The organism is Arthrobacter sp. TmtSoilC77 (genome assembly GCF_059739415.1).
Genome location: NZ_AP046050.1, coordinates 4,752,342 through 4,767,731, shown reverse-complemented (window position 1 = coordinate 4,767,731; position 15,390 = coordinate 4,752,342). Strand labels below are relative to the sequence as shown.

At 61.9% G+C, this 15,390-nt stretch carries 17 protein-coding genes; 7 read left to right on the top strand and 10 right to left on the bottom strand.

Features of this window, described 5'->3' with window-relative positions; all coding sequences use genetic code 11:
• Positions 1-513 precede the first annotated feature (513 nt).
• Positions 514-972 carry a hypothetical protein gene (locus AC6I99_RS22070; RefSeq protein WP_224165889.1) on the top strand — a complete coding sequence of 153 codons (459 nt, stop codon included), beginning with the start codon at positions 514-516 and terminating at the stop codon, positions 970-972.
• Between the two features lie 87 nt (positions 973-1,059).
• Here the strand turns inward: AC6I99_RS22070 and AC6I99_RS22065 are convergent, their stop codons facing one another.
• On the bottom strand, positions 1,060-1,944 hold the full coding sequence (locus AC6I99_RS22065; RefSeq protein ID WP_497961870.1) for a hypothetical protein: 885 nt from the start codon (positions 1,942-1,944) through the stop codon (positions 1,060-1,062).
• Between the two features lie 92 nt (positions 1,945-2,036).
• Here AC6I99_RS22065 and AC6I99_RS22060 point away from each other — a divergent pair, with 92 nt between their 5' ends.
• Entirely contained in the window at positions 2,037-2,486 is a 450-nt protein-coding gene (locus AC6I99_RS22060) for an SRPBCC family protein (protein WP_224165888.1), read from the top strand.
• Here the strand turns inward: AC6I99_RS22060 and AC6I99_RS22055 are convergent.
• The 5 genes from AC6I99_RS22055 to AC6I99_RS22035 are packed head-to-tail and all read right to left on the bottom strand — an operon-like array spanning position 2,483 to position 8,147.
• The gene (locus AC6I99_RS22055) at positions 2,483-3,454 is read right to left on the bottom strand and encodes a glycerate kinase (RefSeq protein ID WP_497961869.1); all 972 of its coding nucleotides are present in this window, start codon (positions 3,452-3,454) and stop codon (positions 2,483-2,485) included. The genes AC6I99_RS22060 and AC6I99_RS22055 overlap by 4 nt on opposite strands.
• Positions 3,451-4,440, bottom strand: coding sequence for a 2-hydroxyacid dehydrogenase (locus AC6I99_RS22050; protein WP_497961868.1), 990 nt, complete (start codon positions 4,438-4,440; stop codon positions 3,451-3,453). The genes AC6I99_RS22055 and AC6I99_RS22050 overlap by 4 nt, the downstream gene beginning before the upstream one ends.
• Positions 4,441-4,442: 2 nt before the next feature.
• Positions 4,443-5,420, bottom strand: a complete 978-nt coding sequence (locus AC6I99_RS22045) for a hydroxymethylglutaryl-CoA lyase-like TIM-barrel protein (RefSeq protein ID WP_497961867.1) — start codon at positions 5,418-5,420, stop codon at positions 4,443-4,445.
• Complete coding sequence (locus tag AC6I99_RS22040; protein ID WP_224092553.1) at positions 5,417-6,667, bottom strand: CaiB/BaiF CoA transferase family protein; 1,251 nt, start codon at positions 6,665-6,667, stop codon at positions 5,417-5,419. Before AC6I99_RS22040 ends, AC6I99_RS22045 begins: the two co-directional genes overlap by 4 nt.
• 46 nt (positions 6,668-6,713) lie before the next feature.
• A complete protein-coding gene (locus tag AC6I99_RS22035; RefSeq protein ID WP_497961865.1) occupies positions 6,714-8,147 on the bottom strand; it encodes a GntP family permease in 1,434 nt (477 codons plus the stop codon).
• Positions 8,148-8,283: 136 nt separating this feature from the next.
• Here AC6I99_RS22035 and AC6I99_RS22030 point away from each other — a divergent pair, with 136 nt between their 5' ends.
• The gene (locus tag AC6I99_RS22030) at positions 8,284-8,796 is read left to right on the top strand and encodes a GNAT family N-acetyltransferase (RefSeq protein WP_497961864.1); all 513 of its coding nucleotides are present in this window, start codon (positions 8,284-8,286) and stop codon (positions 8,794-8,796) included.
• Between the two features lie 230 nt (positions 8,797-9,026).
• A complete protein-coding gene (locus tag AC6I99_RS22025) occupies positions 9,027-10,010 on the top strand; it encodes an alpha/beta hydrolase (protein ID WP_309931463.1) in 984 nt (327 codons plus the stop codon).
• 1 nt (position 10,011) lies between these two features.
• Here the strand turns inward: AC6I99_RS22025 and AC6I99_RS22020 are convergent, their stop codons facing one another.
• Complete coding sequence (locus AC6I99_RS22020; protein WP_224165881.1) at positions 10,012-10,188, bottom strand: hypothetical protein; 177 nt, start codon at positions 10,186-10,188, stop codon at positions 10,012-10,014.
• Positions 10,189-10,375: 187 nt separating this feature from the next.
• Here AC6I99_RS22020 and AC6I99_RS22015 point away from each other — a divergent pair, with 187 nt between their 5' ends.
• Together AC6I99_RS22015 and AC6I99_RS22010 are read left to right on the top strand one after the other, a co-directional pair.
• Positions 10,376-10,999: an FMN reductase gene (locus AC6I99_RS22015; RefSeq protein ID WP_224167597.1), complete on the top strand. Its 624-nt coding sequence runs from the start codon at positions 10,376-10,378 to the stop codon at positions 10,997-10,999.
• A gap of 49 nt (positions 11,000-11,048) precedes the next feature.
• Positions 11,049-11,411, top strand: coding sequence for a TFIIB-type zinc ribbon-containing protein (locus AC6I99_RS22010; protein ID WP_309931460.1), 363 nt, complete (start codon positions 11,049-11,051; stop codon positions 11,409-11,411).
• Between the two features lie 6 nt (positions 11,412-11,417).
• Here the strand turns inward: AC6I99_RS22010 and AC6I99_RS22005 are convergent, their stop codons facing one another.
• Together AC6I99_RS22005 and AC6I99_RS22000 are read right to left on the bottom strand one after the other, a co-directional pair.
• Complete coding sequence (locus AC6I99_RS22005; protein WP_224092578.1) at positions 11,418-11,993, bottom strand: hypothetical protein; 576 nt, start codon at positions 11,991-11,993, stop codon at positions 11,418-11,420.
• Between the two features lie 7 nt (positions 11,994-12,000).
• A complete protein-coding gene (locus AC6I99_RS22000) occupies positions 12,001-12,471 on the bottom strand; it encodes a hypothetical protein (RefSeq protein WP_224093934.1) in 471 nt (156 codons plus the stop codon).
• A gap of 630 nt (positions 12,472-13,101) precedes the next feature.
• Here AC6I99_RS22000 and dnaB point away from each other — a divergent pair.
• Positions 13,102-14,487 carry a replicative DNA helicase gene (gene dnaB, locus AC6I99_RS21995; RefSeq protein WP_224092586.1) on the top strand — a complete coding sequence of 462 codons (1,386 nt, stop codon included), beginning with the start codon at positions 13,102-13,104 and terminating at the stop codon, positions 14,485-14,487.
• 28 nt (positions 14,488-14,515) lie between these two features.
• Here the strand turns inward: dnaB and AC6I99_RS21990 are convergent, their stop codons facing one another.
• Positions 14,516-15,373, bottom strand: a complete 858-nt coding sequence (locus tag AC6I99_RS21990; RefSeq protein ID WP_224165879.1) for a hypothetical protein — start codon at positions 15,371-15,373, stop codon at positions 14,516-14,518.
• Positions 15,374-15,390 lie beyond the last annotated feature (17 nt).

The following is a 15,390-nucleotide window of genomic DNA, read 5'->3' as shown; positions in this document are numbered from 1 at the left end:
GAGTTTTGAATTCGAGTCATCGGAGGATTTTATGCGTCTCTTACAAAAAACATTACTGGCAGGAAGCCTAGCGACAGCCCTGGCACTGTCGCCCACTGCTGCGCACGCGGGTAATGCGCCCGGAGATCGAGGTGTCTACACGGTTAGCGGAATTCAATATTGGAATCAGGCCAACGTCATCGTGCAAAGTACTCAGGCTTGGGGAGAAACGAGAAGCGGACCGGACACGCATTGTGTCTCAGCAGGTTCGATCGCTGCTAAAGCGAAGCTCTTTGAGAGTTCGGCGAGCGGCACTGGCGCTGCTTTGAGGTCTGAAGGTCCTTGGTACTACACCGAGGTCACCCTCTGTCCTGGCGAGTGGCGGGGGTACACGGCTTACTACAACTTTGGTGGAGGAATGCGGTACTTCTACAGCCACGATGAAACCATGGCTTGGAACACGTGGTCAAGCTCCTATAACCAGTACTCGACTATTCCAGGGAAAGTCCAGAACCCATGATTTCGGAGCGGCAAATGAAACGTCTGTTGAAAACCCGAACCACAACTGTCCTTTTAGGAGCAATTCTTCTCGGCGGTGCCGGAATCGGAGTTGCCAGCGCTACATCTCAGCCCACAGTCACACCCGAAGTATCGCCCCAATCGCCCGCCGTCGTGTTGAGTGACGCCCCCTTCGAGAAAAATGCCGCTGGCCAAACGTATGGGCTTCCAACTGAGGTCGAGGGGGTTTCCGTTGAACCGGACCTGATTCGGGCCTATGCAACCAACGATCGAATTGGGTACGTCAAGAACAGCGAACGAAAAGTAGCAAGTGGCGATCCGTCGCTATTCAAGTCGCCAGAAGAAGCATTGCATTGGCAGGCAAACCGACCGAAGGGTCCGGTGAGTATCCCGGTCTACGACCTCGACGGCGTCACGGTCATAGGTGAGTTCGTCTTCTCAGAGGGGACCGTCACTTCGAGTACTGACAAATAGATAAGGCGGGATTGAACGGCTCACCCCGGAGCGCAGCCAGCTTCGGGGTGACGTCTGTCCTTCCGGCAATCGACATCAAGCGAACCCTCACTTTCCACCGCAGGCCGCCGTCACGAAGTCGTAGATACGCCCACGTAACTCATTCGGTGCTGCAACCTTCAGCACGCCTTCCCGTGCGCCCACCGAAATCCTCAGCGGCAACAGCGTTCCCACCTTATCCTCGGCCACTGCATGCGGGTCGCATCGCGCCGGACGGATCGTCACGGGTAACTCCCGCATGGCCGCGTCAGAGGCTATCGTGATGTCGCGGGGCCAGGGATCCGCAGGCGATTCGGCCAGCAGGGTGGTTCCGTCGATGGACTTGATCATGAGCTTTTGGGGCGACTGACCGGGGGTGCTCACAGGGGTGATGACAAGACGCACGACGGCGGTGCGGCCATCCGGGGCCACCTCAAGGGCGGGGTCCAAGACGATGGCGGCTACGGAGGAAGCATCGGCTCCCAAACACAGCTCGTCGCTGTTCCGGGGCAGGACGTTGAACGGATCCCGCGCCTCAACCGAGGTTTCCGTGGGTCCCTGAGTTGGTTCCGAATATTGAACGACGGCCTTGACGGGTTCAGAAGATAACTGCCTGCAATGCGGAGCAGGCAAATTGGCGGGAAGGCTCTTGGGCTGCCGGGGTGGTAGCTCCAGAACGCCCGTTGTTGGCTCCCAGATAATGTCTTTCTCAAACAACGGGGAGCTCAGCCGCGCACCACTCACGGTAAGGGGATTGTCTGTGGTGTTGGTGAGCTGTATGAGGATGGCTTGCTTGCCGTATTGGTCGCGGGACTGATTGACCTCCACGATGATGGGCTGATCCTTGGAGGTGGTCGGCGGTTCCTGGCGGCGGACACCGTCACATGACGCCAGAGGCAGCATGGACACCAGAGCTACGCATGCCGCCCAGTAACGCCACTCCCTGATGACCATGCCAACAGTGTAGGCGGGCTATGGCAGTCAATTTGTAAGCATGCTTAGCTTAGTCTCACCACAGATGCCGAAGGCACACAGAAGGGAAATCCATGTCCACCGTTACCCAGCTGTTCAACACAACTGCCGCCGACGTCTGGAATGTCATCGCCGATGGCTGGCTCTACTCCGGGTGGGTAGTTGGCGCCTCAAGGATTCGTGCGGTGGATGATCATTGGCCACAGGTCGGTTCAAAGCTGCATCACTCCGTGGGAGCCTGGCCGCTCCTTCTCAACGACAGCACCAGCGTCACCGCCGTGGAACCTGGACGGAGCCTGGAACTTTTAGCCCGTGGCTGGCCCGTAGGTGAGGCAAAAGTGCGCATTACCTTGAAGGATCTGGGTGGCAACCAGTGCCGCGTTTCCATGGCTGAGGACGCCACCCGGGGCCCGGGAAAGGTGGTGCCGAAGGTGCTCCGGGATCCCATCATCACCGTCCGCAACCGCGAGACACTAAAACGGCTGGAGTTGATGGCAGCCGGCGGAGCGGGGAAGCCAAGCTAGAGCCTTGCGACGGCCAGCCCGGCAGCCCGCATCGCCTCGGCATCAGTCGCTACCAACACCGAAGCAAAGTTCTCCGCATATCTGCCCAAGTCGTCTGCGACGCACCCCACTACGGCCACCACCGGGATCTCCCGCGGACTCTTCCGAACGCGTTTGAGGATGGCGGAGATGATCTTTCCCTCTCCGGTTTGCGAATCCAGCCGGCCTTCACCAACCACCACGGCCTCAGCCGATTCAAGGAGCCTGTCAAAACCGGAGGCGTCAAGCACCGCCTCCGCTCCGGATACGAGTTCTGCGCCGAAGTGCGCCCAGAGGCCGCCGGATAGCCCTCCGGCCGCGCCGGTGCGCGGCACGTTTGAAGGGTCTCGAGGAAGGGACGTGGCGAGCTGCCGCAATCGTTCTTCCAACAGCTGAACCGTGGCGGGATCGGCGCCTTTCTGCGGTCCGAAGATCCTTGGCGCATCCAGGAACGAGGTGGTCACGTCGGAAAGCACAGTGATCCTGGCGCGGCCAAGGCCCCCATTTTCCTTGATGGCTCGAACGGCTCCGAGGCCTCCATCTGTGGTCGCGGAGCCGCCCGCCGCCACCAGAACACTCGACGCTCCAACGTCCACGGCAGCAGCAATCAGGAGCCCCGTCCCATAGGTGCTGGCGGACATACTGTCCTGGGGGCTGTTCCGCGCGGCAGATATCCCGCTCGCCTGCGCCACCTCGACGACGGCGGTCCCGTCGGGTGCCATCCCCAGAATCGCCCGGAGCGGCTCGCCCCAAGAATTGACGACGTCGACACTCACCGGCGAGGCGCGAAGGCTGCGGCAGAGTGCTTCGAAAGTCCCCTCACCGCCGTCGGCGACAGGTAGCTGAGTAGCCGAGCCGCCGCCGTCGTGAATTCCTGCTGCGATAGCAGACGCAACCTCAGCAGCCGTATGCGTGCCCTTGAAACTGTCCGGGGCAACCAGAATGCTCATGCTCTGGCGGGAGGGTTGACGGCGTGCAGTGGCAGGTTGCCCTCGGCGATAGCGATCGCGTTGAGGGCGCTGAGCCTGGCCATTTCGGCGCGGACAGGGACGGTTGCGCTGCCGACGTGTGGCAGGAGAACCGTGTTGGGCAGGTCGGCGAGTCCGGGCGAGAGGCGGGGTTCGTCCTCGAACACATCCAAACCAGCCCCGGCGATGACGCTGTTGCGGAGGGCCTCCACGAGAGCGGCTTCGTCCACCACGGGACCTCGGGCTGTGTTGATGAGGATGGCATGGGGCTTCATCCGCGCCAGAACATCGGCGTTTACCAGATGTTGGGTCTGTTCGTTCAGCGGAACGTGCAAGGAGAGGAAGTCGCTGCGCTTCACCAGCTCGAGCCAAGGCACTTGCCGGACCTTTCCTGCGAACTCACCGAGTTCCTGGTCGGAGACCGGACGGTCGCCGGGTGGTCGTGGAGCGAAGAGCACTTCCATACCGAAGCCCAGGGCCCGCCGAGCTACGGCGCGGGCGATCCTGCCGAAACCAGCCAGGCCCAGGACGGCGCCTGAGACGTCCCGCCCGAGCATGAACTCCGGTTCCCATCCGAGGAACTTTCCTTCGCGGACAACCCTGTCGGCTTCCACCACGCGGCGTGCAGTACCGAGGATGAGCAGCATGGTGATATCCGCCGTCGCGTCGGTCAGGACGCCGGGTGTATTGCCAACGAGGATGCCGTGCCGGGTGGCGGCTTCGACGTCGATGTTGTTGTAGCCCAGGGCGTAGTTTGAAACGCCTTTCACCCGCGCCCCGGCCAGCAGTGGCTCGTCGATGACGTCGCGTAATTGGGTGAGGACAACGTCGTGGTCTCCCGAAGCGCACAAGCTTGAAAGTGTTGCGTAATCAGGCGGCTGGGGAAGGACCGTGACGTGGCCGGCGTCGGAGAGCAATTGCAGACCGGGCTCAGGGATGGCCGTAGTGACAAGGAAGTGGTTGCCCACGGTTAGTTGCTCCCTGTGGAGGACGGGATGACCCAGTCGAAAGCTGCAGCCCGGGAGCGCGCGCCCTGGGCAGCCTTTGAACGGTTGGGCTCGCCCAGCTCGGCAAGCAGCTTCTCTGACAGGACCACGAGTTCGCCAAACACGTCCGGCGTGAGCCATTCGGGACGTGTGGCGAACAGGATGTCCTCGCTGGAGGTGTTGCCGCTGGCGCCGGGCGCGAACGGGCAACCGCCCAGGCCGCCCAAAGCGCCGTCCACCATAGCGGCGCCCGCCTGGATTGCAGCGAGGGTGTTGGCCACGCCCAGGCCCCAGGTGTCGTGACCGTGATAGACGATCCGCCGGGCAGGGGATTCATCCCGTACCCGCGTGATCAGGCTGGACACCTGGGCGGGAACGGCCTGCCCCAGGGTGTCGCAAATGACGATGTCCGTGGTGCCCTCGGCCCGGGGATCGTTGGCGATCGAAAGGATCCGCTGCTCCGGAACGTAGCCCTCGAAAGGACAGGTGAAGGACGTTGCGATGCAGAGTTGTATCTGGCCTCCGACTGCCTGGGCGTACTCAACCGCCTCGGGCAAAGCCGCCAGGCTTTCGTCCGTGGTGCGGCCGATGTTCGCCTTGTTATGTGAATCGGAAGCAGACAGGCAGTATTGGAAATTCCGTGCGCCCGCAGCTGATGCCTTGGCAACGTGGCCGGGTGTCGCTACCCAGATCCAGCACTTTTCCAGTTCCTCGGGAGTGAGCGCCTGGACTACTTCCAAGGTGTTCGCCATGGTGGGGACCAGGTCAGCCCGGGCCATGGATCCCAGCTCAATGGCCGGCACGCCCAGCCGCAGTAACTCACGCACCGTTTCGATCTTCTGCTCAGTGGGCAGGAGTTTTCCGGTGAGCTGCAGCCCGTCCCTCAAGGTGACGTCCCGAAGGATGGCGTTGCCCAGAGTGTTGCCCAGTGTTTTGGCAAGGCGGCTTTCAAAGCTGGTCATGGTCGGAGAGCCTCCTCGCGGCCCGAAGCCGCATCGATTTGCGCAGCATCCAAGTGAAGGAGCCCGCCAAGGATTTCTTCAGTGTTTTCGCCGAGGTCCGGTCCCAGGTTGCGGATGGGCAGGGACTGGTCTCCGATCACGGGAACGATGCCCGGGAAACCTACCCCCGGAAGGATCTCCTCGCCAGTGGAAACGTCGAACTTCTGGATCATGTTGCGGGCCGCGTACTGGCTGTCCGTGCTGATGTCCGCGGCTGTGTAGATGGGACCAGCCGGAACCCCAGCGGCATCCAGGGCTGCCAAAGCTTCAGGAGCTGTCAGCTGCGCGGACCATTCGCCGATGGCTTGGTCCAGTTCCTCGCGGCGTGCCCAGCGTCCTGCATTGCTCTGCAGCTCCGGGTCCTTGGCGAGGTCCGCCCGGCCGATGGTTTCCATGTACCGCTGGTAAATGGAGTCCCCGTTGCCGGCCACCACAATGCTGGCACCGTCCTTGCAGACATAGGCGTTGGAGGGAGCGATCCCTTCCATGCGGCCGCCAACGCGCTGCCGGTCCACGCCATAGGCCTGGTAATCCGGAATGAGCGATTCCATCATGGAGAACATCGCCTCATTCAGCGCGACGTCGATGATGCGCTCGGTGAGCGGCACAGCGCCAGCCGAGTCCCGGCGTCGTGCTTCACGCTGGTACAGGCTCATCATGGAGCCGAAGGCGGCGTAAAGGCCCGCGATCGAGTCTCCGATGGAGACGCCCACGCGGACGGGCGCGCGGTCCGGATCGCCCACCAGGTTGCGGAACCCGCTATACGCCTCGGCGACGGCGGCAAAACCGGGCCGCTCGGACAGTGGCCCCGTCTGCCCAAAGGCGGAGATGCGGGTGACGATGAGGTCCGGATTGGCCTGGTTGAGGACTTCGGGGCCGAGGCCCCACTTTTCCAGCGTTCCAGGACGGAAGTTCTCCAGCAGGATGTCGCATTTTGCAACGAGCGCCAACACGGCCTGCCGGCCCGCTTCCGTTCGGAGATCCAGGACCACTGACTTCTTGTTGCGGTTCAGCGTGCGGTAGAGCATCGAGGTGTTGCCCTTGTGGAGGCGCCAATTGCGGAGCTCGTCTCCGGTGCCTGGACGCTCGACCTTGATGACTTCAGCGCCGAAATCGGCGAGCAGCCTGCCAGCCGTGGGAGCGGCGATGTAATTGCCGAGTTCGAGGACTCGAACGCCGTCCAATGGGGCGATTGTTTGGTGTGTCATGGTCTTCTCTCGTGCGTGCTTCGTGATGGGACGGTTGGCGGGGCGATTAGAACAGCAGGCTCATGGGCAGGATCAGCAAGATCGCGACCACCGAGGCTACCGAAACTCCCACGGTGACCGATTTCAATGCACCCCTCACACTCTGGCCCAAAAGGGACTGCAGGAGCCAGAACGTGTTGCTGGTGACGTGAACCATGAAGAGCGATCCGGCGCCGGCTGCGAGGGCGAGCAGTACTGGATCCAGGCCGATCGCGGGAGCGATGGGTGTCAGCAGGCCGGCTGCCGTAATGGCGGACAGGGTGACAGACCCGACGGCGATGTGCAGCACTGCGGCGATGGCCCAGACCACCAGGAGCGGGGCGACGGTGCTCGCTGAGAAGAAGCCACCAAGGATATCGCCGAGGCCGGCGGCCTTTACCGTGGCCGCCAGGGATCCGCCCACACCGGTGAGGATCAGGATCTGGCCGCTTTCCTTGAAGCCGACAGTGATGGCCTCCTCAACCTTCTTCTGCCCGATGGATGCGCGCGTGACAAGGCACGTACCAATGAGTCCGATGAGAAGGGCGATGACGGGTTCGCCAAGCAATTGGAGCCAGGGCAGATCAATCTTGAAAATCTGCAGGATGGCTCCGGCGCCGATGAGGATCAGGGAAGTCAGGAGCGGTGCAAAGAGCATGATCAGCGGCTTCTCTTTGCTCTCGCGTTCGGCAACAGCAACTGCAGCGCCGATTGGCTTCGTGTTGGAGCCGACTGGGGACTTGCCGGCGGTATTTGTTGCGGGGAGGGGGCCGCCTGTGGGCTCCTCGCCCTCGCTGTCTTCCTCGGCCACGAAGGTGTGGTCCTCGTCCTTGGTTTCATTCCAGAAACCGCGGCGGAAGAGGAACGTCATGATGGCAATGGAAATGATGATGGTCGGAATAACCAGCAACAGGCCGAAGAGCAGCATCTTGCCGAGTGGAACGTTGAGAAGGCCTGCCAACGCCAGCGAGGCAACGCCCGGAACCGTAAAGACAATGCCGCATTCCAGGGCGATGGCCATGGCGGTTGCCATGCGGGCCGTACCCAGCTTTCCGATTTTCGGGGCGAGTTTGCGGGCCAGCGGGGCTGAGATGACGAGCAGGACGTCAAGGAAGATGGACTGGAGGAGCGTGCCTATTGCCAGGCCCATCGTGTAAGGCAGGCGTTTCGGGCCAAAAGTCTTGAGCAGATGCTCCACAAGGCGCCGGATGGCGCCACTCTGATTGAGGATGGAGCCCATTAAGACGCCGAAGGCGATGAGCAGGCCGACGTCCACCATGATCTCACCGAAGCCGGAGGTGATGGTTTTGACGGTCTCTTCGACGCCGAGGCCGACGGCCAGGCCCAGGTACACGGAGGCGATGACCAGGGAGATGACGGGGTTGACTCTGAAGCGGACGATCAGCACGACGGCGGCCAAGACCGCTACAGCTGTGTTGATCAGAACAGCAATGTCTGACATGGGGGAATCCGATCGTTGGGCCTTCCACTCTGAAGGCTTGGAATTGATGCGCGCCGTGAGACAGGCCACATCACTGATCCCATATTATGAGTTTAAACTCATAATGCAAGCCTCCTCAACAAATTAGACTGAGCCAATGGCTCTCCTGATACGTCCGGCCCTGGAGAATGACGTTGCGGCCATGGCCGGTGTGGAGGTCGCCGCGGGTCGCACTTCCGCAGGTGCTGCCAGCCGTTTTGAAGCAGCGATCCGTGCCGCGATCAGCGACCCTCGACGGCTCGTCCTGGTGGCCGAAACGCCGGCGGACGTGCCCTGGAACCCAGGTTCCGCCGTCGTGGGTTGGGCCAAAACACACTTCCATGACTGCGGTGCCGGCCGCGCGCCGGCTGGCTATTATCTAGGCGGAATTACCGTGGCGCCGGATTTTCGGCGCCAGGGAGTTGCGGCGGCCCTGACGGAGAAGAGGCTGGAGTGGATATGGGCGAGGACGGACGAGGCCTGGTATGTGGTCAATGCCGGCAATGCGGCGTCGCTCAAACTTCACCAACGCTGGGGCTTTCGCGAGGTCGCGCGCGGGTCCGGCTTTCATGCGGTGACGTTCGACGGCGGTGAAGGGCTTTTGCTCAAGGCGGCCCGCCCGCTGCCCTGAACTTGCGGGACGCGGGGGATCTCAATCGGCGGGTCCTTCATGATCCAGCCCCGCAGACTTAGCATGGTCCACAGGTGCACCAACTGGGGGAGTGTGTAATGGGGCCATTGGAATCGACTCAAGCCAACGTGACTGGCGCGGCAACAGCCCGGACGGATGAGGGAGGTGGTTCCCCTTTAGGTCCCGGTTCCAGGGCAGCTGTGCAGGCCAAACGACGGCGTCCTGCCCGAGTGAGGAAACTCGACCTCGCCATCATTCTGATCTTGGTCATCCTGCTTGCCCTGTCGGCCACTCCTTGGCCCTCCGCCATGTTGATTCGCAGTGTTTTTGAGCGCGGAGCGCAGTCCACCATTGACGAGATGGCGCCCTACGTCCCGGACACTCCGTTGGAGGAGCGGGCCGGTGTGGTTTATAAGCCCGGTTCTACTTTCGATGTTTTCAGTCCTGCCGGCACTACCGAGGCGCTCCCGACGATCGTCTGGATCCATGGCGGTGCGTGGATCTCGGGGGCTCAAGGCGATGTGGAACCCTATCTTCGGATTCTTGCTGCCGAGGGCTACACGACCATTGGGGTGAGCTACCCGATCGCGCCGGAGGCCGTCTACCCCACCGCGATACGGGACATCAACGATGCGCTCGGCTACATCAAAGCGCACGCCAGTGAATTGAACGTGGACACCACCCGGATTGTTCTGGCTGGCGATTCAGCAGGCGCGCAGTTGGCCAGCCAAATGACCACTCTCACTGTTAACCCCGAGTATGCCAACCTGATGGGGATCCAGCCCGCGCTCCAGAAATCGGACCTCGCGGCCACCATCCTGCATTGCGGTGTGTATGACCTGCGGGCCATGGCCGACCTCAATGGCCTGGTTGCGTGGGGCTTCAAAACCTCGCTGTGGGCCTACACCGGAACGAAGGACTGGTCCTCCACATATGCGGGCAGCACCATGTCCACCATTGATTTTGTAACCAAGGATTTCCCGCCGACCTTCATCAGCGGCGGCAACGGCGATGGTCTGACGTGGCTTCAGTCGGTTCCCTACAGCAATCGCCTGAAGGAAGCGGGTGTTCCGGTGACCGAATTGTTTTGGGCCGCGGACCACGATCCCGAACTGCCGCATGAGTACCAGTTCCACTTGAACTTCGCCGAGGCGCGCGATGCCAGGGACAAGACCTTCGACTTCCTGTCCACGCACGCCGCCAGGTCGAAGTGAGCTAAATGTGGGGAAGAGTGGAGTACGGCCGGCTTGGGAGGTGTCCCGCTGACCATGGCCGAACCGGGGGTTCCAGTGGAATCTCCCCGCGACCGTCGCGGATCACCAACGCCACCGTGCCTATCGCCGCGGCAAGGGAAGCCGCACCCAACAAGACCAGGACAACAACAAAAGCCATAGACATCGCCATGCACCTCTAGCCTTAATTTTACCGTCGTTCGTCGCTCGACGTCCGGATGGGACCTGGCTCTTCAGCTGGGGAAGCCCTGACCGTACCTATGGGAATACTTCGTGATGCTCCCTCGTTCACTCATTTAGATGCATATGCATGTAAGCTGGGAATGAACGAGCAACAGGAGAATGCCATGGAAACCCGCCGCATCACCGTCCTTTCCGCCGGACTCGGCGTCCCGTCGTCGAGCCGCCTGCTGGCGGACCAACTGGCCGCCTCCGCCGAGCGGCAGTTGCGCGCGGCAGGATATGAGGTGAGGATTGACGTCGTCGAGCTGCGGGACCTGGCGGTGGACATCGCCAACAACTTCGTGACCGGCTATGCCGCGCCCCGCCTCGCAGAAGTGATCGCCGGCGTCGAGGATTCAGACGGAATCATCGCCGTCAGTCCCGTTTTCAGCGCGTCCTATAGCGGCCTCTTCAAGTCGTTCATCGACGTCCTGGACCCCAAGTCCCTCGACGGCAAAGCCGTACTGCTTGGCGCCACAGGCGGCACCGACCGCCACCAGATGGTCCTGGACTACGCCATGCGGCCGCTGTTCAGCTACCTCAGGACCCGCACGGCTGCCACCGGCGTCTTCGCCGGGCCCCAGGACTGGGGAAACGACGACGGCGGCTCGCCCCTCTCAGCGCGAGTGGACCGGGCGGCCGGCGAACTCGTGCAACTGCTCAGTGGCGCCCAGCCGGGCCGCAAGGCCCCGGCGCTGGAGTCACTGCCCTTCGAACAGCTGCTGGCCGGCATTTCAGCCGGCAGGTAGTCCGAACTTTTCACCGGGTCCGATCGTTGGGCCAAGCATGAAGTGTCCTGTGGATTCCATTGACCTGGTGATGAGCGAACGAAGCGGCGTGGAGATTGACTATTGCCCGCAATGCCGGGGTGTATGGCTGGACCGCGGTGAGCTGGACAAGATCATTGATCGCGTCGCTGCCGACTCCATGCCGGCCCCTGCGAGGCAGGCGCCGGCCCCGCCGCACCCTCCGATCGCACCGCCGCCCGTCTACAACCCCTTTGAATCGCGGCCCCAACAACCCCGCTACGATGACCGCGGCGATCGACGCGACTATGACCGCCGGGATTATGAGCGCAGGGGTGACTATGACCGTCGCGACGAATATGGCCGTAAACGCAAGAAGAAGGAAGGCTTCCTGGGAGACCTTTTCGATTTCTAGCCGCCGTTAGTCTTCCAGGAGCTCGATGAATTCACGGGCCTGTTTGATGGTGATGTCCGAGTGGCGTGTCAGTGCCAATGCTGCGCCCTCCACATCACCGCTTTTTGCCAAGGTACGGATCCGTCCGTAGATCTCGTCGTTGAGCATGTTGCTGCTCACTTCGCGCGTTACATCGCCCTTGCTGACTATTGCCCGGTACCGGTACGGGAAGCGCTCGGGCTCGTCGTCGTCGTCCGACAGGAGATCCTTGGGCTGCGCCTCCGGCGTGAAGGGCTGGGGGTGTGCGGCCAGAGCGCCCACGGCGTCGCGTGATGCCCGTAGACCCTCACCGGTGGCCTGCAGATACAGCTTGATCGCTGCCATGCCCTGGCCCTGGGCAATAAGCGAGTAGAGCCGCCTGTGCTGTTCCTCGTTCAGCTTCGCCGCCGATTCTTTCGCCAACTGCACTGGATCCTTGGGTGGGTTGGCCGCAGCGGCGCCGGCCTTGGTCTCGGCCGAACGCTTGCTGAAGGAACGCATAAGCAGCAGTACGCCCGCAATGACCGCGATCAAAATTACGAGCGGGATAAACAAGGAATCCATGGCGTTGTCAGAGCCGATCTACGTAGTTCTTAGCAGTGAGTAAGTCTGAATGGGTTGCCTGGCGGAAGACCTTGATGGCTTCGATCTTGCGCCCGCTGCGGACCAGGTTCTGCAAGTCGAAGGCGAGCTGGGGATTGAGCTGGCCATTGGGAAGCACCGCTGGCTGGTGCCCGCTTTGGGCGCCGGCCGTCCTGGCTGCTTGAGCCTGATGAGCAGCGCGGCTTTGTTCCGTCTGCTGGGTGTGCTGGGCCTCGTTCTGGCTTGGCTTGGTGGAAGCCTCGATTTTGGCGCGGGCAGCAAGGGCCGCCTGAACCTGGGAGGCTTGGTGCGCTGCGGACCGGGCCGCAAGTTCGTGTTGATAACGCTCGGCATCCGAAAGGCCTGTGTCGCGCGGTTTGAAAGCCGCTGAAAGCGCCCACAGCAGGCCCAGGAGGACAATTAGCGGAAGGGCAATCATCAGCACGTCACCAAAGTTCATCCCCATGCTTAGAGCTTATGCCAGAACTTGGTTATCCACAGCACATTCCATTCCCGGCATAGACTTCTGAGAGGACAGTGTCAAATTAGGGCCCTCTTTGTAAGACGCATCACATTTGCGGCATGTTTAGCATGGATTTTGGGCTACGACGACCAGCCGGCCGTGCCGGGTCTGTGGATGATTTTCCACCAAAACTTTCTTTGCTCCACAGGCTGTGATGAGTGTTTCCGCAGGTCAGAAGCTAGTTGCCGCAAAAAGAATTTCTCTATCCACAGGGTAACGCACAGACTGTGCACAACGTGGGGGCGGTATTCCACAGGTTATCCACATGTGGGCTTGACAGTGGACTTTGCGCCCGGACTGCGCACCGCTAACGTGGCTCGGGTACCTGTTTCAGTATGGAATTTGCCCTCTCAGTGACCTTCAGGCAGCCGCGCGCAAACGTGCTTGGGGAGACTTCTGTGGATAAGTTGTGGAAATTGGGGAAAGCCGAAAATTGTCGGACCCCCATGGATATAACAGGAGCACTCGGCTGGTCCGGAGGCTCGGGCAATCCATCCCAGGTACACCTGCGCTTTACGCACCACTGAGGACTAACTCTCTGCAGCGGTACACAAATGGAGGACGGCTTTGTCAGTTACGCACTTGGACTCAATCGAGGGCGCACGCGCTTCGGACTCGAGCCGGAAACCTCCGCAGGACATCCCCGCTGAGCAGTCAGTCCTTGGCGGCATGATGTTGTCCAAGGACGCAATCGCAGACGTCGTCGAAATTGTCCGTGGCCACGACTTCTACCGTCCCGCCCACGAGACCATTTACGAGTCGATCATTGACCTCTACGGCCGCGGCGAACCTGCCGACGCAGTTACGGTCTCCGATGAGCTGACCAAGCGCGGAGAGATCAACAGGATCGGCGGACCGGCCTACCTGCACGAGCTCATCCAAACCGTTCCCACAGCCGCCAACGCAGGCTATTACGCCGAGATCGTGGCAGAGCGCGCAGTGTTGCGCCGACTCGTGAACGCCGGCACCAAGATCGTCCAGATGGGCTACGGCCAGGACGGCGAAGTGGAAGACCTCGTCAACCAGGCACAGGCCGAGGTCTACGCGGTTGCTGAAAAGCGTACTGCCGAAGACTACGTGGCGTTGAAGGACGTCATGGAGTCCACCGTGGACGAGATCGAAGCTTCCGGGCATCGCGGCGAAGGCATGGTTGGCGTTCCCACCGGTTTCTATGAGCTCGACGAACTGACCCATGGACTCCACCCGGGCCAGATGATCGTTATCGCTGCCCGCCCTGCCGTCGGTAAGTCCACGTTCGCGTTGGACTTCGCCCGCTCCGCCGCTATCAAGAACAACCTGGCCACAGTCATGTTCTCCCTCGAAATGGGCAGGAACGAGATCGCGATGCGCCTGCTTTCCGCCGAAGCGACCATCGGACTGCAGGACCTTCGTAAGGGCACGATCAAGGACGAGCAGTGGTCCAAGATCGCCACCACCATGGGCCGAATGAACGATGCCCCGCTCTTCATTGACGACAGCCCCAATATGTCGCTCATGGAAATCAGGGCAAAGTGCCGCCGGCTGAAGCAGCAGCATGACCTCAAACTCGTGATCCTCGACTACCTCCAGCTCATGAGCTCGGGCAAGAAAGTGGAGTCCCGCCAGCAGGAAGTCTCCGAGTTCTCGCGTGCCCTCAAGCTGCTCGCCAAGGAACTTCAGGTCCCCGTCATTGCGCTGTCGCAGCTGAACCGTGGTTCCGAACAGCGCCAGGACAAGCGCCCCATGGTCTCCGACCTCCGTGAATCCGGCTCCATCGAGCAGGATGCCGACATGGTCATCCTCCTCCACAGGGAAGACGTCTACGACAAAGAATCGCCGCGTGCAGGCGAAGCCGACATCCTCATCGCCAAGCACCGTAACGGCCCCACCAAGGACATCGTCGTGGCGTTCCAGGGTCACTACTCGCGTTTCGCCAACATGGCTGGCGATGCCGGTGGTGGCGGCGGGTTCTAGCTGCAGTCGCGGGGCCCCGGCGGGCTGGTCAGGGCCGGGGAAGCACCAGCAGGTACCCGGCGGGGAGCGCACTGCTCCAGCGTCGCGGCTCCCGGACCACGAATTGTGTCGCCAGCTGATCCGGGGTAAGCAGGCTGTTGGGGGCCGGCGATGGCCCCCATTGTCCGCTGCCGTACGGGTACAGCGGATCCAGCACGCGTACTGCGGTCACCGGAATTTCCGGGAACTGGGCAGGATCGCCGAGTGACTCGAATCCGCTCATTACCCAGGCGTGGCGACCACTCCACATGACCAGCCCCACCGGGCGGCCCGTACTGGCCATGGCCCGCGCCGCTGTCTGGAGGGCATCGTCGTAGTCGGCAATGCTGACAACTTGGTAGGGGCCCATTCCCACCGCGGTCAGCACTGCTGCCCAACCGAACGGGTTGGCGCCGTTGAATGAATCGGAAGACCTCATTCGCGCCATGTCCCATAGCTCGTTCTGCTGGGCGCGGCCGGCCCAGGTACCGCCGCCGGTGTCATCGATGAGATTGTGCATCATCTGTATGCTCGCCGCTACGCACCAGTCGAACGTGTACTGCGGTACGAAGTCGCCCTGTTGGTAGAGGTTAAGGGAGTACGGCTGAGGCGTCGCGACTGGTGCCGGGAGAGGTGCCGGGACTGGTGCCGGCACCGAAGTCGGGCTGGGGGACGCCGGCGGGGGTGCTTGAGTGGCGAGGGCGACTTCCCCTCCGGCTGCCTGCGCGGAGTCGGCTGGTTGCGCCGACTCGACTGGTTGCGGCTGGTTGGAGGCGGCCTCGTCCACGCCGTTCGCGGACGAACAGCTTGAAAGGAGGACGGCCAGGGCGAAGAACCAAGCCAGGAGACGGGCACGGGCACCGGTCATGGTCAAGTTTAGCGCGA